This is a genomic window from uncultured Massilia sp. (assembly GCF_913773735.1).
Lineage (GTDB): Bacteria > Pseudomonadota > Gammaproteobacteria > Burkholderiales > Burkholderiaceae_D > Telluria.
In genome coordinates, this window is sequence record NZ_CAJYEB010000023.1 from 133,138 (window position 1) to 159,441 (window position 26,304).

Sequence of the window (26,304 nt, forward strand, 5' to 3'; positions counted from 1 at the left end):
GGCGACGCGACGATGAACTACGACGGCAAGACCGCACTGGTACTGGGGCTCGGCGAATCGGGCCTGGCGATGGCGCAATGGCTCGCGCGCCGCGGCGCGCGCGTGCGCGTGGCCGACACGCGCGCCGAGCCGGCGCGCCTGCCGGCATTGCGCGCGGCCGTGCCGGACGCGCAGTTCGTCGCCGGCGCGTTCGACGCGGCGCTGCTGGAGGACGCCGAGGGCATCGACTTCGTCGCCGTCAGCCCGGGCCTGGCGCCGCAGCGCGAACTGGCCGCCATCGCGCCGGCCGCCGCCGCGCGCGGCATCCCGCTGTGGGGCGAAATCGAACTGTTCGCCCAGGCGCTGGCCGCGCTGAAGCAGGAGCGCGGCTACGCGCCGAAGGTCATCGCGATCACGGGCACCAACGGCAAGACCACCGTCACCAGCATCACCGGCCTGCTGTGCCGCCGCGCCGGCCTCACGACGCAGGTCGCCGGCAACATCAGCCCGGCCGCGCTGGACGTGCTACGCGAGGTGCTGGACAAGGACGCGCTGCCGCAGGCCTGGGTGCTGGAACTGTCCAGCTTCCAGCTGCATACCACCTCCAGCCTCGACGCGGATGCCGCGACGGTGCTGAACCTGACCCAGGACCACCTGGACTGGCACGGCAGCATGGCCGCCTACGCCGCCGACAAGGCGCGCATCTTCGGCCCGCGCACCGTGCGCGTGCTGAACCGCGACGACGACCTCGTCATGGGCATGGCGGCGCCCGAGGCGCAGGTGGTCACCTTCGGCACCGGCGAGCCGGATGCGCCGGGCAGCTTCGGCCTCGTGAACGAACGCGGCGTGCTGTGGCTGGCGAACGCCAGCCCGGCCGAGGAACCCGAGAAGAAGCGCAAAAAGAATGAGGTGGCCGAACCGGTCGACCTGTTCGTCAACCGCATGATGCCGGCCGACGCGCTGCGCATCCGCGGCCTGCACAACGCGGCCAACGCGCTGGCCGCGCTTGCGCTGTGCCGCGCCGTCGGCCTGCCGCTGGCGCCGCTGCTGCACGGCCTGCGCGACTACGCGGGCGAGCCGCACCGCGTCGAACTGGTGACCAGCATCGACGGCGTCGAGTACTACGACGATTCCAAGGGCACCAACGTCGGCGCCACCGTCGCCGCGCTGGAAGGCCTGGGCAAGACCTTCGGCGAGTCGGACCGCCAGATCCTCCTGATCGCGGGCGGCGACGGCAAGGGCCAGGACTTCGCGCCGCTGGCCGGCCCGTGCTCGCGCTACGTGAAGGCGGTGCTCCTGATCGGCCGCGACGCCGCGGCGATCCGCGCCGCCATCGCGCCGAGCGGCGTGCCGTGCTTCGACCTGGACGACCTGCCGCAGGCGGTGCGGCGCGGCGCCGGCCTGGCGAAATCCGGTGACGTGGTGCTGTTGTCGCCGGCCTGCGCCAGCCTGGACATGTTCACCAACTACGCGCATCGCGCCCAGGTGTTCGTGGACGCCGTGCGCGACATCGCGCTCGAGAAGGGACAGGACCTCTGATGGCCTTCCAGATCCCCTTCAAGTTCGGCAGCGGCGCGGGCGATGCGACCATCGCGACGCGCGCGCGGCCGTCGCGCATGATGGAATACGACCAGCCGCTGGTGTGGGTCGTGCTGCTGCTCATGCTGTTCGGGATGGTGATGGTGTACTCGGCCTCGATCGCGCTGCCGGACTCGCCCAAGTTCGCCTACCTGGCCGGCAAGAACAATTACTTCCTGCTGCGCCAGGCCATGTTCATCGCCGTCTCGCTGGTGGCCGGCCTGTTCGTGTTCCGCATCCCGGTCGCCACCTGGCAGCGCTTCGCGCCGCTGATGTTCGTCGGCACCCTGGTCCTGCTGGCCCTGGTGCTGGTGCCGGGCGTGGGCGTCTCGGTCAACGGCGCGCGCCGCTGGCTGCCGCTGAAGATCATGCAGATGCAGCCGTCCGAGATCATGAAGGTGGTCGCGGTGCTGTACGCGGCCGACTTCACCGTGCGCAAGCAGCAGTACATGCACAAGCTGACCAAGGGCTTCATGCCGATGGCCGCCGCGATGGCGCTGGTCGGCGGCCTGCTGATGCTCGAGCCCGACCTGGGCGCGTTCGGCGTGGTGGTCTGCATCTCGATGGGCATCCTGTTCCTGGGCGGCTTCAACATGATCTGGTTCGGCGGCATCGGCGCCATCCTGGTGCTGGTGTTCTCGACCATCATCGCGCTGTCGCCGTTCCGCCGCGCGCGCATGTTCGCCTACATGAACCCGTGGGAAGAGGGCAATGCGCTGGACAAGGCCTACCAGCTGACGCACTCGCTGATCGCCTTCGGCCGCGGCGAGTTCTTCGGCGTGGGCCTGGGCGGCAGCGTGGAAAAGCTGCACTACCTGCCGGAGGCGCATACCGACTTCATCATGGCCGTGATCGGCGAGGAACTGGGCCTGGCCGGCGTGCTGGTCGTGATCGGCCTGTTCTACTGGCTGGTCAAGCGCGCCTTCGACATCGGCCGCCAGGCGATCGCGCTGGAGCAGCATTTCGCCGGCCTGGCCGCCAAGGGCATCGGCATCTGGCTGGGCGTGCAGGTGTTCATCAACATGGGCGTGAACCTCGGCCTGCTGCCGACCAAGGGCCTGACGCTGCCGCTGATGAGCTACGGCGGCTCGGGCATCCTGTTCAACTGCGTCGGCCTGGCGATCCTGCTGCGCATCGATTACGAGAACCGCGTGCGCATGCGCGGCGGGCGCCAGGGAGCCCCCAAATGAGCAAGAAACTGATGATCATGGCGGCCGGCACCGGCGGCCACATTTTCCCCGGCATCGCGATCGCGCAGGAGATGCGCGCGCGCGGCTGGGACGTCTCGTGGCTGGGCACCGCCCACGGCATGGAAGGCGAGATCGTGCCAAAGCACGGCATCCCGATGGACCGCATCGACTTCGCCGGCATGCGCGGCAAGGGCCTGGGCCACACGGTGCGCGGCGCGTTCAAGCTGCTCGCCAGCTTCGGCGCCGTGCGCCGCTACCTGGCCGCGCGCAAGCCCGACGTGGTGCTGGGCATGGGCGGCTACGTGACGGTGCCGGGGGGCCTGATGGCGCGGTCGCGCGACCTGCCGCTGGCGCTGGTGAACGCCGACGCCGCGCTGCTGTTGTCGAACAAGACCCTGGCGCCGCTGGCCGACCGCGTGCTGTTCGGCTTCCCGGCCGACTTCGGCAAGGCCGCGCACAAGGCGGTCGTCACCGGCAACCCGGTGCGCAAGGAAATCCTCGACATGCTGCCCCCGGGCCGCCGCTTCGCCAACCGCACCGGCCCGCTGAACGTGCTGGTCGTGGGCGGCAGCCTGGGCGCCAGGGTGCTCAACGACAGCGTGCCGGCCGCGCTGGCGCTGATCCCCGAGGGCCTGCGCCCGGTCGTCACGCACCAGTCGGGCAAGAAGAACATCGACGCGCTGCGCGCCGCCTACGCCGGCGCCGGCGTGCAGGCCAACGTGGTCGACTTCATCGACGACATGGCGGCCGAATACGCGAACGCCGACCTGGTGATCTGCCGCGCCGGCGCCATCACGGTGTCGGAGCTGACGGCGGCCGGCGTGGCCAGCGTGCTGGTGCCGTTCGTGGCCAGCACCACCAGCCACCAGCGCGACAACGCGACCTGGATGGACGGGCAGAAGGCGGCGGTGCACCTGCCCCAGGGCGAATTGACCCCGCAGCGGCTGGCCCAGCTGCTGCAGGTAACCAGCCGCGACGACTGCCTGGCGATGGCCGAGGCGGCGCAGGCGGTGGGCAGGCGCGACGCCAACGCGGCGATCGCGAACGTATTGGAAGAACTGGCGACGAAGCGACAATGAAGCATAAAATCAAACACATCCATTTCGTCGGCATCGGCGGCAGCGGCATGAGCGGCATCGCCGAGGTGCTGCTCAACCTCGGCTACAAGGTGTCGGGCTCGGACCTGGCGGCGAACGCGGCCAGCCAGCGCCTGCAGGAACTGGGCGCCAGCGTCAGCATCGGCCATGCGGCCGAGCACATCCTGGGCGCCGACGCCGTCGTGACCTCGACGGCGGTGAACGAGGCGAATCCGGAAGTGGTGGCGGCGCGCGCCGCCAAGATCCCCATCGTGCCGCGCGCGATCATGCTGGGCGAACTGATGCGCCTGAAGCGCGGCATCGCCATCGCCGGCACCCACGGCAAGACCACCACCACCAGCCTGGTGGCGTCGGTGCTGGCCCAGGGCGGCCTGGACCCGACCTTCGTCATCGGCGGGCGCCTGAACAGCGCCGGCGCCAACGCCAAGCTGGGCACCGGCGACTACATCGTGGCCGAGGCCGACGAGTCGGACGCGTCGTTCCTGAACCTGTCGCCGATGATCGAGGTGATCACCAACATCGACGCCGACCACATGGACACCTACGAGCACGACTTCGAGAAGCTCAAGGGCGCGTTCGTCAACTTCACGCACCGCCTGCCGTTCTACGGCCGCGCCATGATGTGCATCGACGACGCCACCGTGCGCGCCATCCTGCCGCAGGTGACCAAGCCGGTGACGACCTACGGCTTCTCGGAAGACGCCGAGGTGCGCGCGCTGAACGCCCACGCCGAGGGCGTCAGGATGCACTTCACCGTGCGCCAGGAAGGCTATCCGGACACCGCCTTCGTGCTGAACCAGCCGGGCATGCACAACGTCCTGAACGCCTGCTCGGCGATCGCGATCGCGCGCGAGATCGGCGTGCCGGACGAAGCCACGGCCCAGGGCCTGGCCGAGTTCCGCGGCGTCGGCCGGCGCTTCACGCGCTGGGGCGAGGTCGACCTGCCGGGCGGCGGCAGCTTCACGCTGGTGGACGACTACGGCCACCACCCGGTCGAGGCCCAGGTGACCGTGGCCGCGGCGCGCGCCGCCTACCCGGGCCGGCGCCTGGTGCTGGCCTTCCAGCCGCACCGCTACACCCGCACGCGCGACCTGTTCGAGGATTTCGTCAAGGTGCTGGGCGCGCCCGACGTGCTGCTGCTGGCCGAGGTGTACGCGGCCGGCGAGAGCCCGATCGTGGCCGCCGACGGCCGCGCCCTGGCGCGCGCGCTGCGCGCCGGCGGCAAGGTCGAGCCGGTCTTCGTCGAATCGATCGCCGACATGCCGGCGACCATCCTCGACATCGCGCGCGACGGCGACGTCGTGCTGACCATGGGCGCGGGCTCGATCGGCGGCGTTCCCCAACAACTGACTTCGCATCAAAAGGTGGCATCGTGAGCACTACTACCCCCTCCGACATCGAGGGCCTGGGCAAGGTCGGCGTCCTGCTGGGCGGCCGTTCCGCCGAGCGCGAGATTTCCCTCATTTCCGGCAACGGCGTGCTGCAGGCGCTGCGCAGCAAGGGCATCGATGCCCATCCGTTCGATCCGGCCGAACGCTCGCTGGCCGAGCTGGCCGCGGAAAAATTCGACCGCGTGTTCATCGCGCTGCACGGCCGCTACGGCGAGGACGGCACCCTGCAGGGCGCGCTCGAGCTGCTCGGCATCCCGTACACCGGCAGCGGCGTGATGGCGTCGTCGGTCGGCATGGACAAGATCGCCACCAAGATCATCTGGCTGGCGCACGGCGTGCCGACGCCGAAGTACGCCACCATCGGCCCGGACACGGACCTGGACGCCGTGGCGGCCGAACTGGGCCTGCCGCTCATCGTCAAGCCGCCGCTCGAAGGCTCCACCATCGGCATCACCAAGGTGACCGAGGCGGCGCAGCTGCGCGCGGCGGTGGACCTGGCGCGCCAGTTCGACAAGGTGGTGCTGGCCGAGCAGTTCATCCAGGGCCGCGAGTTCTCGGTGCCGGTGCTGGGCACGGGCGCGCAGGCGCGCGCGCTGCCGGTCATCGAGATCGTGGCGCCGGAAGGCAACTACGACTACCAGAACAAGTACTTCACGGACGACACCAAGTACCATTGCCCGGCGCCGCTGGACGAGGCGACCACGCGGGCGATCCAGGCCCACGTGGAGAACGCCTACCGCGCGCTCGGCTGCGAAGGCTGGAGCCGCATCGACGTGCTGCTGCGCGCGTCGGACAACGCGCCGTTCCTGCTGGAGGTGAACACCTCGCCGGGCATGACCACGCACTCGCTGGTGCCGATGGCCGCGCGCGCCGAAGGGACCAGCTACGAGGACCTGTGCGTGCAGATCCTGCGTTCGGCCAGCCTGAAGACCGGCCAGGCCAACCCGGCCGCCAGGGCCTGACGGGGAAGCGAAGGAAGAACGATGTGGCAAGACGTGCGAGCCCTGAACGCAACCGCCAGCGCGATCACCGCGCTGACGCTGCTCGCGGGCGTGGCATCCGGCGTGTGGTGGCTGTCGCAGCGCCCGATGTTCACCCTGCGCGCGGTGCGTGTCGAGAGCATGTACGGGCTGGACCTGCAGCACGTGAACGAACTGACGGTGCGCAACGGCGTGCTGGGGAAGATCCGCGGGAACTTCTTCACGACCGACCTGGAGCAGGTGCGCACGACCTTCGAGGCGGTGCCGTGGGTGCGCAAGGCAACCGTGCGCCGCGAATGGCCGAACCAGTTGATCGTGGCCGTCGAGGAGCACGAGGCGCTCGGCACCTGGGGCGAGGACGGACGCCTGCTGTCGGTGAAGGGCGACGTGTTCACCGCCAACCTGGCCGAGGCCGACGACGACCACGAACTGCCTGCGTTCGATGGTCCGGAGGGCAGCGAGAAGGAAGTGCTGGCGCGCTTCGCGGAACTGCGCGGCTGGTTCGCGCCGATCCGCCTGGTGCCGGCGTCGATCAGCCTGTCGAACCGCTACGCCTGGACGGTCAGGCTGGACAACGGCATGAGCGTGGAGCTGGGGCGCGAGAAGGACAAGAACACGCTCAAGGGCCGCGTGCAGCGCCTGGTGAGCATCTACCCCCAGCTGACCGCGCGCCTGCAGGAAGGACGGATCGACACGATCGACATGCGTTATCCGAACGGGCTGGCGCTGTCGTCGGCGGCGCTGAGCGTGCCGGCCGACGCCACCAAGCCGGTCAAGGCGGCAAAGAAAAAAGCAGTCAACAAAACAACAAAACAAACCTAATTCTTAGCAGGCGACAGCAAACATGACCAAAGACGCAAAGAACCTGATCGTCGGCCTCGACATCGGCACCTCGAAGGTGGTGGCGGTGGTGGCCGAGGTGATGGCCGATGGGCGCCACGAAGTGATCGGACTCGGCCAGCACGAGTCCAAGGGCCTGAAGAAAGGCGTCGTCGTGAACATCGAGGCGACCGTCGAGTCGATCCAGCGCGCGCTCGAGGAAGCGGAGCTGATGGCCGACTGCAAGATCCGCAACGTCTACGCGGGCATCGCCGGCAGCCATATCCGCTCGTTCAACTCGAGCGGCATGGTCGCGATCAAGGACAAGGAGGTCACGTCCGCCGACGTGGCGCGCGTGATCGAGACGGCCAAGGCGGTGAACATCGCCACCGACCAGCAGTTGCTGCACACGGTGCCGCAGGAATTCATCGTCGACAACCAGGAGGACGTGCGCGAGCCGATCGGGATGAGCGGCATCCGCCTGGAAGTGCGCGTGCACATTGTTACAGGTGCGGTGTCGGCCGTGCAAAATATTGTAAAGTGCGTGCGCCGTTGCGGTCTCGAGGTCTCGGACCTGATCCTGCAGCCGATGGCGTCGGCCGATTCGGTCCTGACGGGCGACGAGAAAGAGCTGGGCGTGGTACTCATTGACATCGGCGGCGGCACCACCGACATCGCGGTGTTCTCGGACGGCGCGATCCGCCACACCGCCGTGATCCCGATCGCCGGCGACCAGATCACCAGCGACATCGCGATGGCACTGCGCACGCCGACCGGCGAGGCCGAGGAGATCAAGATCCGCTACGGCGTGGCCAAGCAGGTGCTGGCCGATCCGGGCGAGACGCTCGAAGTGCCGGGGCTGGGCGACCGCGGTCCGCGTTCGCTGTCGCGCCAGGCGCTGGCGGCCGTGATCGAGCCGCGCGTCGAGGAACTGTTCGCGATGGCGCACCAGGTCGTGCGCGAATCCGGCTACGAAGGCGTGCTGTCGTCAGGGATCGTGCTGACGGGCGGCTCCTCGATCATGCCGGGCATGATCGAGATGGCCGAGGACATCTTTTTGAAACCGGCGCGCCTGGGCACGCCGGAGTACCGCGGCCAGCTGGCCGACGTGGTGCGCAGTCCGCGCTACGCGACCGTGCTTGGCCTGCTGCTGGAAGCGAAGAAGCAGTACCTGCGTGGCCACATCGTCACGCGCCAGGATGGATCGGTGAAGGCGGTGTGGCAGCGCATGAAGGAGTGGTTCCTGGGGAATTTCTGAAGCGAGACCCCGAAGGACCGGCACAGGCGGCGGCAATTCGCGGCTGGGGTGCATCGATTGCAACGCGTGGCAGGTTTTTCGCGGTTTCGGATACACGTGGTAACGGTTTTTCTTGGTAGCGCATCGTAAATATTTTTAAAATACAGGCGCGTTTCCAATCTCGAGGGCTGACGACGTCGCGTGAGCGCTGGGGCTTGGAAACGGTCTCTGAATTAGGAGTTCATCATGGAGTTCGATATGGTCGATAACGCAGCACTGGGCACGGTCATCAAGGTCGTCGGCGTTGGCGGCGCGGGTGGCAATGCGGTCCAGCATATGATCAACAAGGGCATGTCGGGCGTCGAGTTCATCGCCGCGAACACCGACTCCCAGGCGCTGGCTGCGTCCAGCGCCCACAACATCATCCAGATCGGCGATTCCGGCCTGGGCGCAGGCATGCGCCCGGACGTCGGCCGCCAGCTGGCCGAGCAATCGCGCTCGCGCATCGAGGATGCGCTGCGCGGCGCGCACATGGTCTTCATCGCGGCCGGCATGGGCGGCGGCACCGGCACCGGCGCCGCCCCGATCGTGGCCGAAGTGGCCAAGACCATGGGCGCGCTCACGGTCGCCGTCGTGTCCAAGCCGTTCTCCTACGAAGGCCGCAAGTGCATGGACGTGGCCGAGCTGGGCCTGGAAGAGCTGAGCAAGCACGTCGACTCGCTGATCGTGATCCTGAACGAGAAGCTGGAAGAGATCTACGAGGACGACTCGATGCTGGAGTGGATGAAGCATGCGGACGACGTGCTGAACAACGCCGTCGCCGGTATTGCCGAGATCATCAACGTCCCGGGCCACATCAACGTCGACTTCAACGACGTCAAGACCATCATGAGCGAGCAGGGCAAGGCCATGATGGGCACCGCCACCGCCGCCGGCGTGGACCGCGCACGCATCGCCGCCGAGCAGGCCGTCGCTTCGCCGCTGCTGGACGGCATCGACCTGTCGGGCGCTCGCGGCGTGCTGGTGAACGTGACCGCCTCGCGCGGCCTGAAGGGCAAGGAAATCAAGGAAGTCATGGCCGCCGTGCGCGCCTTCGCCGCCGAGGACGCGGCGATCGCCCAGGGCATCGCCTACGACGACGCGATGGGCGACGAACTGCGCGTGACCGTGGTGGCGACGGGCCTGGGCCGCAACAAGGCCGCCATCTCCCTGGTCCAGCCGCAGCAGGTGCTGCGCACCGGCACCTACAACACGCCGGTGATGGGCGCCTCGACCGTGCCGACCGCCGGCATGGGCATGGGCGCGATCCCGGGCACCGCCGAGGGCCTGAAGCAGCCGGCCGTATGGCGCCGCGAACAGGCATCCGAGCAGGTGCGCGCGATGCAGAACAACGGCGTCGAAACCTACGACATCCCGGCCTTCCTGCGCAAGCAGGCCGACTGAGCTCCCAGCCAACCAAGAAAAAACCAGCCGGCTGACCACCGGCACTCCATGATGCGAGGCCAGCACCGCCCAGGCGGTCCTGGCCTTTCGTTTATCCCACCTCAAACCGGGGTCAGAGCCCGGGTCAGAGCCCGAATTTTGGAAACTAACTCGGTGCAATTGCCAAAAACCGGGCTCTGACCCCGGCTCTGACCCCGGTTTGTTGGGGATCAGGCATACTTGCGGGTTCTGATAACGAGATTGAGGATTTCCATGACCATCCAGATCGGCGACCACCTGCCAGACGGCACCCTGGCCGAATTCATCGAGACCGAGACCGAGGGCTGCGCGCTCGGCCCGAACACCTTCCAGGTCGCGGACCTCGTGCGCGGCAAGACCATCGCCATCCTCGGCCTGCCGGGCGCGTTCACGCCGACCTGCTCGAACCAGCACCTGCCGGGCTACATCCGCCTGGCCGACGCGTTCAAGGCCAAGGGTGTCGACGAGATCTGGTGCGTGTCCGTCAACGACGCCTTCGTGATGGGCGCCTGGGGCCGCGACCAGAAAGCCACCGGCATCGTGCGCATGATGGCCGACGGCAGCGCCACCTTCACCAAGGCCCTCGGCCTGGAATTCGACCTGGTCGCCAAGGGCATGGGCGTGCGCTCCAAGCGCTATTCGATGCTGGTGCAGGACGGCGTGGTCAAGCAGCTGAACGTCGAGACGGCTGGCTTCGACGTCTCGTCGGCCGAGAAGCTGCTCGAGCAACTCGGTTAAACCGGACGCCGTCCACCCGACGGCGCGGCGCGCCTGCCGCGCCGTTTTTCGTCGCCACCGCAGCCAGCCCCGACCATGATCATCAATGCCGAAACCCCGAACCAGCCCGACGTCCTGTCCATGCTCGCGCGCCTGGACGCCTACTGCGCGGCCCTGTACCCGGCCGAGAGCAACCACCTGCTGGACGTCGATGCCCTGATGCGGGACGACGTGCTGTTCCTGGTCGCGCGTGGCGTCGACGGCGCGGCGGTCGGCTGCGCCGCGCTGGTCAACCGCGCCGGCTACGGCGAACTGAAACGCATGTTCGTCGACGAGACCCTGCGCGGCCGCGGCACGGGGCGCCAGCTGCTCGAGCACATCGCCATGTTCGCGCGGATGGCCGGCCTGCAGGTGCTGCGCCTGGAAACCGGCATCCACCAGCCCGAGGCCATCGCCCTGTACGAGCGCTTCGGCTTCGTGCGCATCGCGCCGTTCGGCGACTACCGCCCGGACCCGCTGTCGCTCTTCATGGAGATGCGGCTGTGAAGACGGCGGGCATCAGCGGCAACCTGCGCAGCATCTATGCGATGCTGGCCGCGGTCGTGTTCTTCTCGATGATGGACACGTGCATGAAGCTGCTGTCCCAGCACTATCCGGCGATGCAGGTGGCGGCGCTGCGCTCGCTGTCCTCGCTGCCGCTGGTGTGCGCCTACCTGGCCTGGCGCGGCGCGTACCGCGCGCTCTTCGCCGTGCGCTGGTCGCTGCACCTGCTGCGCGCCGTCATCGGCATCGCCATGCTGGCACTGTTTGCCTACGGCGTGCGCACGCTGTCGCTGGCCGAGGCGTATTCGATCTTCTTCATCGGCCCGATCCTGATCACGGCGCTGTCGGTGTTCGTGCTCAAGGAACGCGTCGACGCGCGCCGCTGGACCGCGATCGCGGTCGGCATGGGCGGCGTGCTGGTGGTGCTGCGTCCGACCGGGGAGGGCGTCATGAGCCTGGCCGGCCTGGCGGTGCTGATGGCGGCCGTGGGCTACGCGGTGTCGGCGGTCAGCGGCCGCGTCCTGGCGCGCACCGACCGCAGCGAGCACATGGTGTTCTGGCTGATGCTCCTGATGTCGCTCGGCGCCGGCGCGCTGGCGGCGCCCGGCTGGGTCGCCGTGCAGGCCCAGCACCTGCCCCTGCTGGCGGCGCTGGCCGTCAGCGGCTTCTTCGCGCAACTGGCGATCACCGAGGCGTTCAACCACGGCGAGGCGTCGGTGGTGGCGCCATTCGAGTACACGGCGCTGGCCTGGGCCGTCGCGATCGACTGGCTATTGTGGAAAACATTGCCCGATGAATATACCCTGGTCGGCGCCGCCATCATCATCGGCAGCGGCCTGTACCTGATACGCCACGAAACCGTGCACGCCGAGGCCGAACATCCGTGAAAACGTGGCGTTTCGGCCGATGAAACGGCGGGCCGCCGGCAAGGCCGAAAGCCCTACGATATAATCGGCCAATGCTCAAACAAAGAACGATCAAACAGCTGGTGCGCACGACGGGTGTCGGCCTGCACTCCGGGACCAAGGTCGAACTGACCCTGCGTCCCGCCGCCGTCGACACGGGCATCGTGTTCCGCCGCGTCGACCTCGATCCCGTGGTCGAATTCCCGTCGAACGCCGACATCGTGGGCGATACCCGCATGGCGTCGGTGCTCACCCGGGACAACGCGCGCGTCTCCACTGTCGAGCACCTGATGTCGGCCTGCGCGGGCCTGGGCATCGACAACCTGTACGTCGACGTCACCGCCGAGGAAATCCCCATCATGGACGGCTCGGCATCGTCCTTCGTGTTCCTGCTGCAGCAGGCCGGCGTGCAGGAGCAGGCCGCGGCCAAGAAGTTCATCCGCGTGCTCGCGCCGGTCGAGGTGCGCCAGGGCAGCGGCGCCAACGAGAAGTGGGCGCGCCTGACCCCCTACGACGGCTTCCGCCTCGACTTCTTCATCGAATTCAACCACCCGGCCGTCGACGGCACCATGCAGCGCGCGGTGGTCGATTTCGGCAAGGTGTCCTACGTCCACGACGTGGCGCGCGCGCGCACCTTCGGCTTCATGCAGGACGTCGAGAGCCTGCGCGGCATGGGCCTGGCGCGCGGCGGCTCGCTGGAAAACGCCATCGTGATGGACGAATACCGCATCCTGAACGCGGACGGCCTGCGCTACGACGACGAATTCGTGCGCCACAAGATCCTCGATGCGATCGGCGACCTGTACCTGGTCGGCGCGCCGCTGCTGGCCAGCTACGAGGCGCACAAGTCGGGCCACGGCCTGAACAACCTGCTGCTGCGCGAGCTGCTGGCCCATCCCGAAGCCTACGAGATCGTCACCTTCGACCAGCTGGAGCGGGCGCCGGTGTCGTACGGCGAGCAGATGGAAAGGGAGTGGGCGCTGACCTGAGCGTCGGCGCCGCCGCCAACGTACCGTCCGCGCAGGCGGGCGCCGATGTTGCCGGCGCGACGCCGTTCCATGTCGCCGGCATTCGATACCGCGCAACCCCGCGCGCAGGCATCACCCCTGCTTCTTGCGCTTTTCCGCCAGGCGCCTGATCGCCGCGATCAGGGGCGCGTTCTGCGCCGTCTCTTCCAGCGTTTCCCCCAGTTCCTCGAACGCATCCACCGCCGTCGCCGGCAGGCGCAGCGACGAGGGTTGCGCCTGTTCGCGCACCGGGACGCTGCTGCCCATGCGGATCTTGATGCGGATGGCCTCGACCTGCCAGCCCTTCTTTTGCAGCGCGGCCTGCAGCTTGGGTACCTGCTGCTTGAGCTTGGCGGCCACGGCGGAGGAGGGGACGGCCAGGCTCAGGACGCTTTCCTGCAGCGACACGACCTCGCAGGCCGTGTACATCGGCGGCAGGATCAGCCGGCAATCGCGTTGCAGGTTGCCCATGCGCATGGCATTGGGCAGCAGGGCGGCCAGCCGGTCGCTGGAGCGCAGGAAGTCGGTGGCCCCGAACGCCGTCTTGCGGTCGCGCGTGCCGTAGATATGGAAGGGCCGTGGTGGGGGAGAGGACTGCATGGCCCGAACATACCATAGCCGTGCGCCACCCCGAAAAGAAATGTGCGGAAAATATGCGGTCGAATGCAATTTGATAACGTTTTTTGACCTCGTGCACTTGTGAACCGTGGCGTGAACCCCAAGTGTGGCCGGATCGCATGATAAAATCGGTGGCTTTTTGCCAAACTCGGTCTTCGATAGGTATCGGTTTGATATCATCCCTGGCTCTTTTCGCGGCGTATTTTTGAAGAACACAGCATGTCATTTCTGACCAAGATTTTCGGCAGCCGTAACCAGCGGCTGATCAAGCAATACCAAAAGAACGTGCGCGCCATCAATGCGCTCGAGCCGCAGATGGAAAAGCTGTCCGATGCCGAACTGCAGGCGAAGACGCCGGAATTCAAGCAGCGCCTGCAAGGCGGTGCCAGCCTGGACGACATCCTGGTCGAAGCGTTCGCCGTCTGCCGCGAAGCCGCCAAGCGCGTGATGAAGATGCGTCACTTCGACGTGCAGCTGATCGGCGGCATGGTCTTGCACTACGGCAAGATCGCCGAGATGGGCACGGGCGAGGGCAAGACGCTGATGGCGACGCTGCCGGTCTACCTGAACGCACTGTCCGGCAAGGGCGTGCACGTGGTGACCGTCAACGACTACCTGGCGCAGCGCGACGCCGAGCAGATGGGCCGCCTGTACGGCTGGCTGGGCCTGTCCACCGGCGTCAACCTGTCGCAGATGGACCACGACACCAAGCAGCAGGCCTACGGTTCCGACATCACCTACGGCACGAACAACGAATACGGCTTCGACTACCTGCGCGACAACATGGTATACGACGTGCGCGAGCGCGTGCAGCGTACCCTGAACTTCGCCGTGGTCGACGAGGTGGACTCGATCCTGATCGACGAGGCGCGCACCCCGCTGATCATTTCCGGCCAGGCCGAGAACCATACCGACCTGTATCACAAGATCAACGAAGTGCCGCCGATGCTGACGCTGCAGATCGGCGAAGAGACGCCGGACGGCAAGGGCAAGATCGAAGTCCCGGGCGACTACACCAAGGACGAGAAGGCGCACACCGTGCTGCTGACCGAGGCCGGCCACGAGAAGGCCGAAGCGATCCTGACGAAGATGGGCCTGCTGCCGGAAGGCGCCTCGCTGTACGACTCGGCCAACATCACGCTGATCCACCACCTGTACGCGGCGCTGCGGGCGCACGTCCTGTACCACAAGGACCAGCACTACGTGGTGCAGAACAACGAAGTGGTGATCGTCGACGAATTCACCGGCCGCCTGATGACGGGCCGCCGCTGGTCGGACGGCCTGCACCAGGCCGTCGAGGCCAAGGAAGGCGTGCGCATCCAGAACGAGAACCAGACGCTGGCCTCGATCACCTTCCAGAACTACTTCCGCATGTACGCCAAGCTGTCGGGCATGACCGGCACGGCGGACACCGAAGCCTACGAATTCCAGGAGATCTACGGCCTCGAGACCGTGGTCATCCCGCCCAACCGCCCGTCGCAGCGCAAGGACCGCCAGGACCAGGTGTACAAGTCGGCCGAGGAAAAATACGGCGCGATGGTCAACGACATCCGCGACTGCTACGAGCGCGGCCAGCCGGTGCTGGTCGGCACCACCTCGATCGAGAACTCGGAGCTGCTGTCGGGCGTCCTCTCGAAGGCGAACCTGCCGCACAACGTGCTGAACGCGAAGCAGCACGCCCGCGAAGCGGAAATCATCGCGCAGGCCGGCCGTCCGAAGGCGATCACCATCGCCACCAACATGGCGGGCCGCGGCACCGACATCGTCCTGGGCGGCAACGTCGAGAAGCAGATCCAGTTCATCGAGGCCGACGCCAACCTGTCCGACGCGCAGAAGGCCGCGCAGGCCGCGACGCTGCGGTCGGAGTGGCAGTCGCTGCACGACCACGTCGTGGCGCAGGGCGGCCTGCACATCATCGGCACCGAACGCCACGAGTCGCGCCGCGTCGACAACCAGCTGCGCGGCCGTTCCGGCCGCCAGGGCGACCCGGGTTCCTCGCGCTTCTACCTGTCGCTCGACGACCCCTTGCTGCGCATCTTCGCCGGCGACCGCGTGCGCGCGATCATGGACCGCCTCAAGATGCCGGAAGGCGAGCCGATCGAGGCGGGCATCGTGACCCGTTCGATCGAGTCGGCGCAGCGCAAGGTCGAGGCCCGCAACTTCGACATCCGCAAGCAGCTGCTCGAGTACGACGACGTCGCCAACGACCAGCGCAAGGTAATTTACACCCAGCGTAACGAACTGCTGGAAGCGGCCGACATGTCCGAGCTGATCGCCTCGTTGCGCACCGGCGTGTTCACCGACCTGGTGCGCACCTACGTGCCGGCCGAGTCGGTCGAGGAACAGTGGGACATCGCGGCGCTGGACAACGTGCTGGCGAACGAATGGATGCTGCCGGTGCCGCTGGCGAAGCTCGTCGAGGAAGACGGCAGCCTGAACGACGACGACATCCTGGAGCGCGTGCTGGCCGCCGCCGAGGAATCGTACGAGGCCAAGGTCGGCATCGTCGGCAAGGACGCCTTCGCCGGCTTCGAGCGCAACGTCATGCTGCAGAACATCGACACGCACTGGCGCGAGCACCTGGCCTCGCTGGACCACCTGCGCCAGGGCATCCACCTGCGCGGCTACGCCCAGAAGAACCCGAAGCAGGAATACAAGCGCGAAGCCTTCGAACTGTTCTCGAACATGCTGGACATGATCAAGAACGAAGTGATCCGCACCATCATGACCGTGCGCATCCAGACCCGCGAGGAAGTCGAGGCGGCCGAAGCCGCGATGCAGGCCGCCGCCGCGCACCTGGAAAACGTCAACTACCAGCACGCCGACTTCAACCCGTCGGCCGCGCCGGAAGAACTGCTGGCGCCGACGGCCGTCACCCCGAACGCCACCGCGGTGTCGGAAGACCCGGCCACCACCTACATGGGCATGAAGGTCGGCCGCAACGATCCTTGCCCTTGCGGCAGCGGCAAGAAGTTCAAGGCTTGCCACGGCAAGCTGGCCTGAACCGGCCTGGCATCATGAAGAAGGGACCCCGCGGGGTCCCTTTTTCATTGTAGGGTGGACGGCTTTGCCGTCCACGCGTCCGGCATGCGCTGCTTTGCCACCTGCGTGTCCGGCACGCGCTGGCTGGACGCGTGGACGGGGGACCCGTCCACCCTACGGCATCGCCTTGCGCAGCCACGCCAGCATCGCCTCGCCGATCCCGGTCCCCATGCGCAGCAGCGGTTCCGTCGCGCTGGCATGGCGGAACGCCTGCACCACCTGCGGATCGTCGCCGACCATGTCGTGGAACAGGTCCAGCCACTCGCGCGCCAGCGCGCGCGCCGGCTGGCCGCAGGCGCCGGGATCGGCCTGCATCGCCGCGCGCACCCGCTCGAACAGCCCGGTCCACTCGTGGCCGCGCGTGGCATGGTGGCGGCGCATGCGCGCGACGACGTCGGGTGCCAGGTAGCCGGCCCATGTCGCGTATTTCAGCTCGCCGATCGCGGCCATGACGAAGCCCATCAGTGCCGGCGACATGCCGAACTGCGCCTCCATCGCCTGCGGCTCGCGCGCCGCCATGGCGTTGATGCGGGCCGCGAAGCCGCGGTTGCCGCTGCCCTGTTCGAAGGCGTCGAGCCAGCGCCGCGCGAAGCCGGCGGCGGCCGGCGCGTCCGGGGCGGTGCCGGCGCCGGCCAGGCGCCCGGCCTCCTCGACCAGCGCGCGCCAGTGCGCCTTCGTCGCCTCGTCGCGGTACAGCGGCAACTGTTCCAGTTCTTCCTTGCTAAAGTATTGTTCGTACACGCTCATCTCCTGCAATGTGGTCAGCCAGGAGGACAGGTCCGGCTGCTCGCCGCGTTCGAGGGTCGCGCGCAGGCGCAGCAGGCCGTCGCGCATGCGCGCCGCCTCCGCCATCCTGCGCTCCAGCGCCGCCAGCTGGCGCTCGACCAGCGCCAGCGGCGCGGCATCCGGGCTGTCCAGGCAAAGACCGATGTCGGCCAGGCCCAGGCCGAACGAACGCAGGGCCTGGATGCGGTGCAGGCGGGCCACGTCGTCGCGGTCGTAGAGCTGGTAGCCGGCGTCGGAACGCGCCGAAGGACGGAGCAGCCCGATGCTGTCGTAGTGGTGCAGCGCGCGTACCGTGAGGCCGGCGGCGGCGGCGAGTTCACCTATTTTCAGCATGGAGCGGCTCCTGGTCTTCAGCGTGACGCCAGCTTCGGGCCTGACGCTGCGTGAGGGTCAAGTACGAATTCGATGGCGGGTGCGTGTCTGCATGCGTCACGCGTGGGCAGCGCATGGGCAGGCGGTTTGCCGGGCGTCGGCGGCGTTGCGGCGGTTCAGGGCGGCGGATGGCGCAGGCGGCGTTCCTCGTGCCACAGCGTGACGAACAGCGTCATCACGACCGGGCCGACGAACAGGCCGACCAGTCCCAGCGTCTCGACGCCGCCGAGGATCCCGACCAGCACCGCCAGGAAGGGCAGCTTGGTGGCGTTGCCGATCATCGAGGGGCGCACGAAGTGGTCGGCCACGAACAAAATCGCCGCGCCCCACGCCGCGACGGCGAGGGCGGCGACGGTGGCGCCGCGCGCCAGCAGCAGGAGGGCGACGGCGCCGAAGGCCAGCGGGGCGCCGAACGGGATGATGGCCAGCACGCCGGTGGCCGCCGCCCACAGCACGGCCGACGGCACCCCGGCGAGCTGGTAGCCGACGCCCAGCAGGACGCCCTCGGCCAGGCCCACCAGCACCAGGCCGTTGACGGTGGCGCGCACGGCCACCGGCACCTTGAGCGCGTACAGCGTCCAGCGCTGCGCGCCGATCAGGTGCGCGCCGATGGCGTTCACCTGGCGCTGCAGCGCCGCGCCGTCCTTGTAGAAGAAGAACAGGCAGAGGAGGGCGAAGGCGAGGTCGATCAGGCGGTGCAGCAGGCCGCTGCCGGCGCGCTTGAGCACCTCGCTGGCCGACTGCAGGTGCGCCACCTGGCCGTCGTGCAGCAGGTGCGCCAGCCCGTGCGGCTGGCCGAGCGTGGCCAGCCACCACTCCTGGACCGCCGCGCCGGCGAACGGGATGTGCGCCACCCAGCCCGGCGGCGGCAGGCCGTCGGTGTTGGCGCCGGCGATGAAGCGGGCCAGCGCCGGCGCCTGGTGCATGGCCTGCACCAGGCCCAGGACCAGCGGGGCGACGAACACCAGCGCCATGAACGCGGTGGACAGTGCCGCGGCCGCGATGGGCCGTCCGCCCAGCGCGCGCAGCACGCGCCCGTACAGCGGCCAGGTCGCGATGCACAGGATCGCGGCCCACAGCAGCGGCAGCAGGAAGCGCTGCGTCACGAACAGGGCGGCCAGCACCAGGGCCAGCGAAAAGCAGGCGCTCAGGACGGCGCGTTGGTTGTCGGTCATCGATGGCTCCGGTATGGCAAACCCTATCTTATCCCGTCAGGGCCGCGGCGTGCCGGGGGCGCGCACCAGGCGCCACGTGGTGGCCAGGTCGAACGGCTTGCCGGCGCGCAGGGCCGGGACGTAGGCGCATTGCGCCAGCGCCGCCAGCGCGGCGCGGTCGTAGTCCGGGAAGGCGCTGGCGCGGGCGACGGTGGGCGCCGCCACCTTGCCGTCCGCCTTCACCACGAACCCGAACACGACGTCGAGCGGCAGGTCGCGCCGCACCACTTCCTCGGGATAGTCGGGCATCGCGCAGCTGCCGTCGATGCGGCGCGCCTGCAGGATCTCCTGGCCGCGCGGCGCCATCGCCACCGGCGGCTGGCCCGGCTGGCCGGGCTGGCCGGGCGCGGGCAGCGGCACCGGCTTGCCGTTGGCGGTCAGCTTCCCGTTGCGCCATTCGACGACGGACAGCAGCACGTCGTCGTCCAGGCGCGCGAAGCCGCCGCCGACCAGCTTGCCGATCACGATGTCGGTCATGCTCTGGCGCAGCTGGGCGAGGGCCTGCGGGTCGTCGGCCTTGCCCTGCTGGGCGGCCTGCTTCGCGGCGACGGTGCCGGCGATCTCGCGCACCAGCGCGACCGGCACGCGGATCTCGAAGCGCGCCACGATCTTGCCGGCCAGCGCCTTCAGGTCGTCGAGGTCGGCCGGCTTGCCGTCCTCGACGGCGACGCGGCCCCGGATGACGGTCCTGGCGCCGCGGTAGGCGGCGCTGATCTCGTCGATCTCCAGCGCGGTGCCGCGCGCCAGCGCCGCCCTGCCGAAGCTGCGCAGCAGCGGCTTCATGGCCTCGGCCTGCTGCGCCGGCGTGCGCTGCGCCAGCGGGTCGCCGCGGCGCATGCCGGCGTCGCCCAGCTCGACCAGGCTGGCCTTGTCGAGGTTGACCATGCGCATGGCGAAGCGCAGGTCGTCGACGCGTTCGCCGGCCACCTCGATGCGCGCGATGCGGGTGTCGTAGCCGATGTCGGCGCTGCGGCCCTTGTCGATGGCCTTGAATCCGCCGGCCAGGCCGGTCAGTGCCAGCAGCGTGCCGTCGGCCTTGTTCCGGATGTCCATGCCGGCCAGGCGCGCCGACATCGTGCCGAACCACAGGCCGTCGGCGCCGCGTTTCTGGCGGCTCTCCAGCGTCAGGCCGCGCGCCGCGATCCGGGTCTGCGCATCCTCGGCCGCCAGCAGGCCCCAGCCGCCGGTGGCGACGGCCGTGGTGCCGGCCGGATTGAACTGGAAGTCCAGCGTGCCCGTGTTCCACTCGTAGGCGTTGCCGTCGGCCGAGCCGTAGCGCAGCGCCGGGATGGTCATGCGCCAGTCGACGCGGCCGGGCGGCGCCGGCAGGCGCGCGAGCGTGTACAGGCGGTCGGTGCCGAACGCGGCGCGCAGCCGTTCGGCCACGGTCGGCGAGGGCGCCTGCGCCGCCAGGCGCGCCATGCGCACCGTGGCCGGCAGCTTGCGGTCCTCGGGCTTTTGCAGCTCGCGCAGCAGCGCCTGGATGGCCAGCATGCCCGGCGAGGGCGCCGCGGGCGCCGCTGCCGCGGGTGACCCTGCCGGCGGCGGCGCGGCCGGCGGCGCCTGGCGTGCGGCGAACGCGGACAGGGCGGCCAGCAGGCTCGCCGCCAGGGAAGTGTGCAGCAGGATCTTTTTCACGAATGGCCCCAGTGTTGTGTTTTTATTTATATGTTTCTGATTATCAACTAGGCGCGACGAAAAGTCATCCACATCCGCGGCCGCCGGCGCACGCCGCGGGCAATCCGCGGACAAGCCGGGGGCGGCTGGCGGTACAATAACGGATTCGTCAATCTTTCCCTCTAGAGAACGCCATGGCCGTCAATTCCCCCCTGCCCGTCGCCGCCGACCTGAAACCCGTCGCCGGCATCGACATCGGTTACGCCGAAGCCGGCATCAAGAAGCCGAACCGCAAGGATGTGCTGGTGATGAAGCTCGCCGAAGGGGCGACCGTCGCCGGCGTGTTCACCAAGAACCGTTTCTGCGCCGCGCCGGTCCAGGTCAGCAAGGCCAACCTCGAGGCGGTGCGCGCCGGCGGCAAGCCGATCCGCGCGCTGGTGGTCAACACCGGCAACGCCAACGCCGGCACCGGCGAGCCGGGCCTGCAGAACGCCCGCGCCACCTGCGCCGAGGCGGCGCGCCTGCTGGGCATCGACGCGCAGCAGGTGTTGCCGTTCTCGACCGGCGTGATCCTGGAGCCGCTGCCGCTGCAGAAGATCGTCGCCGGCCTGCCGGCGGCGGTGCAGAACCTGAAGGCGGACAACTGGTTCAACGCGGCCGAAGCCATCATGACCACCGACACCCAGCCGAAGGCGGCCTCGCTGACCACCACCATCGGCGGCCACGCGGTCACGCTGACCGGCATCAGCAAGGGCGCCGGCATGATCAAGCCGAACATGGCGACCATGCTCGGCTACGTCGCCTTCGACGCCAGGGTCGCCCAGCCGGTGCTGGACGACCTGGTGAAGTACGCGGCCGACCGCTCGTTCAACTGCATCACCATCGACGGCGACACGTCGACCAACGATTCCTTCATGCTGATGGCCACGGGCGCCGGCACGCTCGTGATCGACAAGGCCGAGGGCGCGGACTACGAAGCGCTGCGCGACGCCGTCACCGGCATCTCGACCCACCTGGCGCAGCAGATCATCCGCGACGGCGAAGGCGCGACCAAGTTCATCACCATCGCCGTGGAGCAGGGCCGCGACGTCGAGGAGTGCCGCAAGATCGCCTACGCGATCGCCCACTCGCCGCTGGTCAAGACCGCCTTCTTCGCCTCCGACCCGAACCTGGGCCGCATCCTGGCCGCGATCGGCTACGCCGGCGTCGACGACCTGGACACGACGAAGCTCGACCTGTACCTGGACGACGTCTGGGTCGCCAGGGCGGGCGGCCGCAATCCCGACTACAAGGAAGAGGACGGCCAGCGCGTGATGAAGCAGGCCGAGATCGTGGTGCGCGTGCTGCTGGGCCGCGGCGACGCCGACGCCACCGTCTGGACCTGCGACCTGTCGCACGACTACGTCTCGATCAACGCCGACTACCGCTCCTGAGCGCGCCGATGAACCAGCTGGAAAACTTCCTGCACCGGGCGGAAGCCCTGCTGGCGCGGGTGGAGGCCCTGCTGCCCCCGGCCGCGCCGCGCGAACCCGACTTCAGGCACGGCTACGCGTTCCGCTGGCGCCGCCGCGCGGGCAGCGCGCACGCGAAGTACCTGCAGGCGGTCGGGCACGCGTCGACCATCCGCCTGGACGACCTGCAGCACGTCGGGCCGCAGAAAAGCCAGATCGAGCAGAACACGCGCCAGTTCGTCGACCGCCGTCCGGCCAACAACGTGCTGCTGACCGGCGCGCGCGGCACCGGCAAGTCGTCCCTCATCAAGGCCTGCCTGAACCAGTTCGCGCCGCAGGGCCTGCGCCTGATCGAGGTCGACAAGGCCGACCTGGCCGACCTGCCGGACATCGTCGACCTGGTCGCCGGCCGGCCCGAGCGCTTCGTGATCTTTTGCGACGACCTCAGCTTCGAGGAGGGCGAGGCCGGCTACAAGGCGCTGAAGGTGGCGCTGGACGGCAGCATCGCGGCGCAGTCGGACAACGTGCTGATCTACGCCACCTCGAACCGGCGCCACCTGATGCCGGAAAAGATGTCGGACAATGCCGGCTACCGGCACGACGAGGACGGCGACCTGCACCCGGGCGAGACGGTGGAGGAAAGGATTTCGCTGTCGGAGCGCTTCGGCCTGTGGCTGTCGTTCTACCCGTTCAAGCAGGACGACTACCTCGACATCGTCGGCCACTGGCTGGCCAGCTTCGGCTGCACGCCGCAGCAGGTCGCGGCGGCGCGCGGCGACGCGCTGCGCTGGGCGCTGGGCCGCGGCTCGCGCTCCGGCCGCGTGGCCTGGCAGTTCGCCAAAGACTACGCGGGCAAGCTGCCGGCGCAGGGACCGGCGCAACAACCCGAAGGGGAGCGGCCCGATGCCTGAGGCGGCCAAGAAACCGGTCGACGTCGCCGTCGGCGTGCTGATGCGCCCGAACGGCGACGTGCTGCTGGGCCAGCGCCCGGACGGCAAGCCGTATGCGGGCTACTGGGAATTCCCGGGCGGCAAGGTAGAGCCGGGCGAGGAGATCTTCCGCGCGCTGCAGCGCGAGTTCGTCGAGGAACTGGGCGTGAAGGTGCTGAGCGCCGAGCCCTGGTGCTGCGTCGAGCACGTGTACGAGCACGCGCACGTGCGCCTGTACTTCTACATCAGCCGGGAATGGGAAGGCGAGCCGCAGGGCCTGGAGGGACAGGCGTTCGCGTGGCAGGGGGCGTATGCGGTCAGTCCGCTGCTGCCGGCCACGATTCCCCTGCTGGGGTGGCTGGACCAGGTGCGCTACGACCAACCTGTTTGACCGTAGCGCGACGTTGCGGTGGGCACGGGGTGCCCACCGGACGTTCGCGTCGCCGACGGCGACGCCGGGCTACTCCTTCGACAGCTGGTCGTCGTCCCCATCCTGCGGCGTGCCGCCCGGGATGGTGTACTTTTCTTCGGCCCAGGCGCCCAGGTCGATTTTCTTGCAGCGTTCGGAGCAGAACGGGCGGAAGGCGTTCGCCTCCGTCCATTCGACCTTCTTGCCGCAGGTGGGGCAGGATACGACGGTCATGATGTGTCTTTTAAAACCTTGTTTCTAAAATCGTGCATCAGAAATTGCACAGGGTGAGCTCGAACGGCACGTCGTCTTCCAGCGGCTTCGGCTTGAGGTCCCCGCCCTGGGTGGTGAAGCGCACCCACAGCATGTACTTGTTGGCGGAAATCTCTGGGATCGCGCTGCTGGTGTCGTCCAGCGACAGGCGCAGCATCTGGTAGACCTTTCCCTGCAGCATTTGCTGGTAGCTGCCGGCGTTCGCCACCATCCGTACCGGCGAGCCGGAATCGCGCAGCAGGCGCAGCACCAGCGACAGCGCGTCGCACACGGGCGCCAGCGGGGTGAACCAGCCCATGATGTCGGCATGGCGCTGCTCGCTCGAGCGGCGCTGCCAGGCGTAGTAGGACGGCAGGTCGAACTTGCAGGCGCCGCCCGGCATGACGGTGCGGCCGCGGATGCTCATCAGCCATTCGTTGTCGCGCACGTTCTGGCCGGTCTTGCCCTGGGCGCCGGCGAGGGCGCCGCTGACGGCATCGAGTTCGCCGAGCACGGCGTCGAGCGCCTCGGTGGCCACTGCGGGATTGCTGCGGTAGGCCATCAGGGTCTGCTTCTGGCGTTCCAGTTCCTGCAGCAGGTCGGATTTGAGGTCGGCGCGGCCCGCCACTTCCAGCATGTCGAAGATCGTCGAGAGCGCGACGTGGTGCTGCAGGGGGTGTTCCTGCCCGACAAAGAATTTGAACTTCTGGTACAGGTCCTCCAGCCGCAACAACGTGCGTATCCGCTCGTTGAAGGGGTATTCATAGACGATCAAAATGACATTCCTTTGAATGTGGGTATCCATCGCCGCGATGGAATACCAGGCTGGCGAGCAACCCCATGATTCTGAACCATGATGCAAAAAATTACAAACGCTCGTTCTGCGCGGCGGCCAGTTTTTCGGCCTCGTCCAGGTAGCGCGCGTGCAGGTGCGCGACCTGCGGCGCCAGCGTGTCCAGGCCGTCGTCGTTGAGGATCACGTCGTCGGCTTCCTGCAGGCGGCGGGCGCGGCTGACCTGGGCGGCCATGATGGCGCGCACCTGGGCTTCCGGCAGGCCGTTCCTGGTCATCACGCGCGCCACCTGGACTTCCTCGGGGCAGTCGATCGCCAGGATGCGCGCGACGCGTTCGCGCCAGCCGCCCGATTCGATCAAGAGCGGCACGACGAAGATGGTGTAGGGGCCGGTGGCGACCAGGGCGGCGGCGGCCGTCGCCGCGCGGATGCGCGGATGCAGGATGGCTTCGAGGCGGGCGCGCGCGCCGGGATCGGAAAAGACCAGCGCGCGCATCCGGGCGCGGTCGAGCGCGCCTTCCGGCGTCGCGAATGCCGGGCCGAACTCGGCCAGCAGGGCGGGCATGGCCGCGCCGTGCGGGGCGGTGAGGGCGTGGGCGAGCGCGTCGGTGTCGATGACCGTGGCGCCGCGCGCGGCGAACATGTCGGCCACGGTGGTCTTGCCGCAGCCGATCCCGCCCGTGAGTCCTACCGAGAACCGTGAAACCGTCGCGCCCTGCGTCTCCATGCCATCCCTTCGGCCCGACCCGCGCCTCAGGGCAGGAGGAAGCCCTGGGCGTAGCGGGTGAGCGGTAATCCGTACAGGAGAGCGATCATACCAGCGCCGGCCAGGTAGGGGCCGAACGGGATCTTGTAGTCGCGCGAGCGGCCGGCGAACACGATCAGGCAGATGCCGACGACGGCGCCCACCGCCGAGGACAGGATGATGATGGTGGGCAGCATCGCCCAGCCCATCCAGGCGCCCAGCGCGGCCAGCAGCTTGAAGTCGCCGTAGCCCATGCCCTCCTTGCCGGTGACGAGCTTGAACAGCCAGTACACCGACCACAGGGCCAGGTAGCCGGCCATCGCGCCGATCACGGCGTCGCGCAGCGGGACGAAAGTGCCGTTCAGGTTGACCAGCAGGCCCAGCCACAGCAGCGGATAGGTGAGGTCGTCCGGCAATTCCTTGACGTCGTAGTCGATCAGCGTCATGGCGATCAGCAGCCAGGCGAACACCATCGATGCCAGGCCGGCCCAGCCGCTGCCGAACGTCCAGACCACGAGGGCCGTCAGGCCGGCGGTGACGAGTTCGACGATCGGGTAGCGCGCCGAGATCGGCGCCTTGCAGGCGCTGCACCTGCCGCGCAGGACCAGCCAGCTGACGACCGGGATGTTTTCCAGCGCCGTGATGCCGTGGCCGCAGTGCGGGCAGCGCGAGCGCGGCGTCATCAGGTTGAACTTTTCCTTGTGCGGCCATTCCTTGCCGTCCCGCTCCGCCAGGTAATTGTCGATCTCGCGCTGGGTCATGATCGGCAGACGGTGCACGACCACGTTCAGGAAACTGCCGATGAGCAGGCCGAGCAGGGCGGCGACGAGGGTGACCGCCAGGGTGGCGGGGGCGGCGAACAACAGGGTATCCAGGGGCATGGGACGGCGCGCGAAAAAGTGATTCTTGGAATCAACCATTGTAGGCGGAATCGCGACGCTTGCGGCGAAATCGCGGCGTCCCCGCCACAGCCACGCGGCTTGCGCGCGCTTGATCGCGGATGACAGGAATAGGCAAGACATCGAGAAGGACATGCATGTCCTTCCATTTGCGGAAAAGTTAATCTAATTTGCTCATTGATGCATCGGCGATAAAGAAATTCTATTTGGAAAGATTTTTCGTAAAGAAATTTCTCCTCCAGTGCAAGAACAACCCGTTATCGAAAGGATGTC

Annotated in this window: 24 protein-coding genes; 16 read left to right on the top strand and 8 right to left on the bottom strand. The window is 68.2% G+C overall.

What is annotated here, in order from left to right; translation table 11 throughout:
• The first annotated feature begins 12 nt into the window (after positions 1-12).
• From murD to lpxC, 12 genes are all read left to right on the top strand, one after another.
• Positions 13-1,518 carry a UDP-N-acetylmuramoyl-L-alanine--D-glutamate ligase gene (gene murD / locus QZ749_RS10360; protein ID WP_296946240.1) on the top strand — a complete coding sequence of 502 codons (1,506 nt, stop codon included), beginning with the start codon at positions 13-15 and terminating at the stop codon, positions 1,516-1,518.
• Complete coding sequence (ftsW, locus tag QZ749_RS10365; protein WP_296946244.1) at positions 1,518-2,747, top strand: putative lipid II flippase FtsW; 1,230 nt, start codon at positions 1,518-1,520, stop codon at positions 2,745-2,747. The genes murD and ftsW overlap by 1 nt, the downstream gene beginning before the upstream one ends.
• Positions 2,744-3,826 carry an undecaprenyldiphospho-muramoylpentapeptide beta-N-acetylglucosaminyltransferase gene (murG, locus tag QZ749_RS10370; RefSeq protein ID WP_296946246.1) on the top strand — a complete coding sequence of 361 codons (1,083 nt, stop codon included), beginning with the start codon at positions 2,744-2,746 and terminating at the stop codon, positions 3,824-3,826. The genes ftsW and murG overlap by 4 nt, the downstream gene beginning before the upstream one ends.
• The gene (gene murC, locus QZ749_RS10375; RefSeq protein WP_296946249.1) at positions 3,823-5,220 is read left to right on the top strand and encodes a UDP-N-acetylmuramate--L-alanine ligase; all 1,398 of its coding nucleotides are present in this window, start codon (positions 3,823-3,825) and stop codon (positions 5,218-5,220) included. The genes murG and murC overlap by 4 nt, the downstream gene beginning before the upstream one ends.
• Positions 5,217-6,197, top strand: coding sequence for a D-alanine--D-alanine ligase (locus tag QZ749_RS10380; protein ID WP_296946251.1), 981 nt, complete (start codon positions 5,217-5,219; stop codon positions 6,195-6,197). Before murC ends, QZ749_RS10380 begins: the two co-directional genes overlap by 4 nt.
• Before the next feature lie 21 nt (positions 6,198-6,218).
• Complete coding sequence (locus QZ749_RS10385) at positions 6,219-7,037, top strand: cell division protein FtsQ/DivIB (protein ID WP_296946254.1); 819 nt, start codon at positions 6,219-6,221, stop codon at positions 7,035-7,037.
• Positions 7,038-7,059: 22 nt separating this feature from the next.
• Complete coding sequence (gene ftsA, locus QZ749_RS10390) at positions 7,060-8,292, top strand: cell division protein FtsA (protein ID WP_296946256.1); 1,233 nt, start codon at positions 7,060-7,062, stop codon at positions 8,290-8,292.
• A 225-nt stretch (positions 8,293-8,517) separates the two neighbouring features.
• Positions 8,518-9,714 (top strand): cell division protein FtsZ, encoded by a 1,197-nt coding sequence (ftsZ, locus tag QZ749_RS10395; protein WP_296946258.1) that lies wholly within the window; start codon positions 8,518-8,520, stop codon positions 9,712-9,714.
• Between the two features lie 252 nt (positions 9,715-9,966).
• Entirely contained in the window at positions 9,967-10,470 is a 504-nt protein-coding gene (locus tag QZ749_RS10400; RefSeq protein ID WP_296946260.1) for a peroxiredoxin, read from the top strand.
• Positions 10,471-10,545: 75 nt separating this feature from the next.
• The gene (locus QZ749_RS10405; protein WP_296946263.1) at positions 10,546-10,995 is read left to right on the top strand and encodes a GNAT family N-acetyltransferase; all 450 of its coding nucleotides are present in this window, start codon (positions 10,546-10,548) and stop codon (positions 10,993-10,995) included.
• 41 nt (positions 10,996-11,036) lie between these two features.
• Positions 11,037-11,879: a DMT family transporter gene (locus QZ749_RS10410; protein ID WP_296947138.1), complete on the top strand. Its 843-nt coding sequence runs from the start codon at positions 11,037-11,039 to the stop codon at positions 11,877-11,879.
• 71 nt (positions 11,880-11,950) lie between these two features.
• Positions 11,951-12,886 (top strand): UDP-3-O-acyl-N-acetylglucosamine deacetylase, encoded by a 936-nt coding sequence (gene lpxC / locus QZ749_RS10415; protein ID WP_296946266.1) that lies wholly within the window; start codon positions 11,951-11,953, stop codon positions 12,884-12,886.
• 111 nt (positions 12,887-12,997) lie between these two features.
• Here lpxC and QZ749_RS10420 read toward each other — a convergent pair whose 3' ends face one another.
• Entirely contained in the window at positions 12,998-13,504 is a 507-nt protein-coding gene (locus QZ749_RS10420; protein WP_296946267.1) for a DciA family protein, read from the bottom strand.
• 237 nt (positions 13,505-13,741) lie between these two features.
• On the opposite strand from QZ749_RS10420, the gene secA reads away from it, so the two are divergent.
• Positions 13,742-16,525, top strand: a complete 2,784-nt coding sequence (gene secA, locus QZ749_RS10425; protein WP_296946270.1) for a preprotein translocase subunit SecA — start codon at positions 13,742-13,744, stop codon at positions 16,523-16,525.
• 153 nt (positions 16,526-16,678) lie between these two features.
• On the opposite strand, the gene QZ749_RS10430 is transcribed toward secA, so the two are convergent.
• The 3 genes from QZ749_RS10430 to QZ749_RS10440 form a co-directional block, all read right to left on the bottom strand.
• Positions 16,679-17,683: a MerR family transcriptional regulator gene (locus QZ749_RS10430; RefSeq protein ID WP_296946272.1), complete on the bottom strand. Its 1,005-nt coding sequence runs from the start codon at positions 17,681-17,683 to the stop codon at positions 16,679-16,681.
• A 155-nt stretch (positions 17,684-17,838) separates the two neighbouring features.
• Entirely contained in the window at positions 17,839-18,897 is a 1,059-nt protein-coding gene (locus tag QZ749_RS10435) for an AI-2E family transporter (protein WP_296946275.1), read from the bottom strand.
• 36 nt (positions 18,898-18,933) lie between these two features.
• Positions 18,934-20,574: a DUF945 family protein gene (locus QZ749_RS10440; RefSeq protein ID WP_296946276.1), complete on the bottom strand. Its 1,641-nt coding sequence runs from the start codon at positions 20,572-20,574 to the stop codon at positions 18,934-18,936.
• Positions 20,575-20,747: 173 nt separating this feature from the next.
• Between QZ749_RS10440 and argJ the strand changes: the two genes are divergently transcribed.
• Genes argJ through QZ749_RS10455 form a run of 3 tightly spaced genes read left to right on the top strand, consistent with a single transcriptional unit; the run spans position 20,748 to position 23,324 of the window.
• Entirely contained in the window at positions 20,748-21,986 is a 1,239-nt protein-coding gene (gene argJ / locus QZ749_RS10445; protein ID WP_296946279.1) for a bifunctional glutamate N-acetyltransferase/amino-acid acetyltransferase ArgJ, read from the top strand.
• 8 nt (positions 21,987-21,994) lie between these two features.
• Positions 21,995-22,915: an ATP-binding protein gene (locus QZ749_RS10450; protein WP_296946282.1), complete on the top strand. Its 921-nt coding sequence runs from the start codon at positions 21,995-21,997 to the stop codon at positions 22,913-22,915.
• Positions 22,908-23,324, top strand: a complete 417-nt coding sequence (locus QZ749_RS10455) for an NUDIX domain-containing protein (protein WP_296946285.1) — start codon at positions 22,908-22,910, stop codon at positions 23,322-23,324. Before QZ749_RS10450 ends, QZ749_RS10455 begins: the two co-directional genes overlap by 8 nt.
• Positions 23,325-23,393: 69 nt before the next feature.
• Here the strand turns inward: QZ749_RS10455 and yacG are convergent, their stop codons facing one another.
• The 4 genes from yacG to QZ749_RS10475 all read right to left on the bottom strand — a co-directional run bounded on the left by yacG (position 23,394) and on the right by QZ749_RS10475 (position 26,013).
• Complete coding sequence (gene yacG, locus QZ749_RS10460; RefSeq protein WP_296946289.1) at positions 23,394-23,576, bottom strand: DNA gyrase inhibitor YacG; 183 nt, start codon at positions 23,574-23,576, stop codon at positions 23,394-23,396.
• 37 nt (positions 23,577-23,613) lie between these two features.
• Complete coding sequence (gene zapD, locus QZ749_RS10465; protein ID WP_296946292.1) at positions 23,614-24,369, bottom strand: cell division protein ZapD; 756 nt, start codon at positions 24,367-24,369, stop codon at positions 23,614-23,616.
• Between the two features lie 91 nt (positions 24,370-24,460).
• Positions 24,461-25,114 (bottom strand): dephospho-CoA kinase, encoded by a 654-nt coding sequence (coaE, locus tag QZ749_RS10470; protein ID WP_296946293.1) that lies wholly within the window; start codon positions 25,112-25,114, stop codon positions 24,461-24,463.
• Positions 25,115-25,140: 26 nt separating this feature from the next.
• On the bottom strand, positions 25,141-26,013 hold the full coding sequence (locus tag QZ749_RS10475; RefSeq protein WP_296946297.1) for an A24 family peptidase: 873 nt from the start codon (positions 26,011-26,013) through the stop codon (positions 25,141-25,143).
• Between the last annotated feature and the right edge of the window lie 291 nt (positions 26,014-26,304).

Bases quoted from the DNA above. Each gene is read 5' to 3' on its own strand.
- murD (WP_296946240.1), top strand. From the start codon at position 13: ATGAACTACGACGGCAAGACCGCACTGGTACTGGGGCTCGGCGAATCG.
- ftsW (WP_296946244.1), top strand. From the start codon at position 1,518: ATGGCCTTCCAGATCCCCTTCAAGTTCGGCAGCGGCGCGGGCGATGCG.
- murG (WP_296946246.1), top strand. From the start codon at position 2,744: ATGAGCAAGAAACTGATGATCATGGCGGCCGGCACCGGCGGCCACATT.
- murC (WP_296946249.1), top strand. From the start codon at position 3,823: ATGAAGCATAAAATCAAACACATCCATTTCGTCGGCATCGGCGGCAGC.
- QZ749_RS10385 (WP_296946254.1), top strand. From the start codon at position 6,219: ATGTGGCAAGACGTGCGAGCCCTGAACGCAACCGCCAGCGCGATCACC.
- ftsA (WP_296946256.1), top strand. From the start codon at position 7,060: ATGACCAAAGACGCAAAGAACCTGATCGTCGGCCTCGACATCGGCACC.
- ftsZ (WP_296946258.1), top strand. From the start codon at position 8,518: ATGGAGTTCGATATGGTCGATAACGCAGCACTGGGCACGGTCATCAAG.
- QZ749_RS10400 (WP_296946260.1), top strand. From the start codon at position 9,967: ATGACCATCCAGATCGGCGACCACCTGCCAGACGGCACCCTGGCCGAA.
- QZ749_RS10405 (WP_296946263.1), top strand. From the start codon at position 10,546: ATGATCATCAATGCCGAAACCCCGAACCAGCCCGACGTCCTGTCCATG.
- QZ749_RS10410 (WP_296947138.1), top strand. From the start codon at position 11,037: ATGCTGGCCGCGGTCGTGTTCTTCTCGATGATGGACACGTGCATGAAG.
- lpxC (WP_296946266.1), top strand. From the start codon at position 11,951: ATGCTCAAACAAAGAACGATCAAACAGCTGGTGCGCACGACGGGTGTC.
- QZ749_RS10420 (WP_296946267.1), bottom strand. From the start codon at position 13,504: ATGCAGTCCTCTCCCCCACCACGGCCCTTCCATATCTACGGCACGCGC.
- secA (WP_296946270.1), top strand. From the start codon at position 13,742: ATGTCATTTCTGACCAAGATTTTCGGCAGCCGTAACCAGCGGCTGATC.
- QZ749_RS10430 (WP_296946272.1), bottom strand. From the start codon at position 17,683: ATGCTGAAAATAGGTGAACTCGCCGCCGCCGCCGGCCTCACGGTACGC.
- QZ749_RS10435 (WP_296946275.1), bottom strand. From the start codon at position 18,897: ATGACCGACAACCAACGCGCCGTCCTGAGCGCCTGCTTTTCGCTGGCC.
- argJ (WP_296946279.1), top strand. From the start codon at position 20,748: ATGGCCGTCAATTCCCCCCTGCCCGTCGCCGCCGACCTGAAACCCGTC.
- QZ749_RS10450 (WP_296946282.1), top strand. From the start codon at position 21,995: ATGAACCAGCTGGAAAACTTCCTGCACCGGGCGGAAGCCCTGCTGGCG.
- QZ749_RS10455 (WP_296946285.1), top strand. From the start codon at position 22,908: ATGCCTGAGGCGGCCAAGAAACCGGTCGACGTCGCCGTCGGCGTGCTG.
- yacG (WP_296946289.1), bottom strand. From the start codon at position 23,576: ATGACCGTCGTATCCTGCCCCACCTGCGGCAAGAAGGTCGAATGGACG.
- coaE (WP_296946293.1), bottom strand. From the start codon at position 25,114: ATGGAGACGCAGGGCGCGACGGTTTCACGGTTCTCGGTAGGACTCACG.
- QZ749_RS10475 (WP_296946297.1), bottom strand. From the start codon at position 26,013: ATGCCCCTGGATACCCTGTTGTTCGCCGCCCCCGCCACCCTGGCGGTC.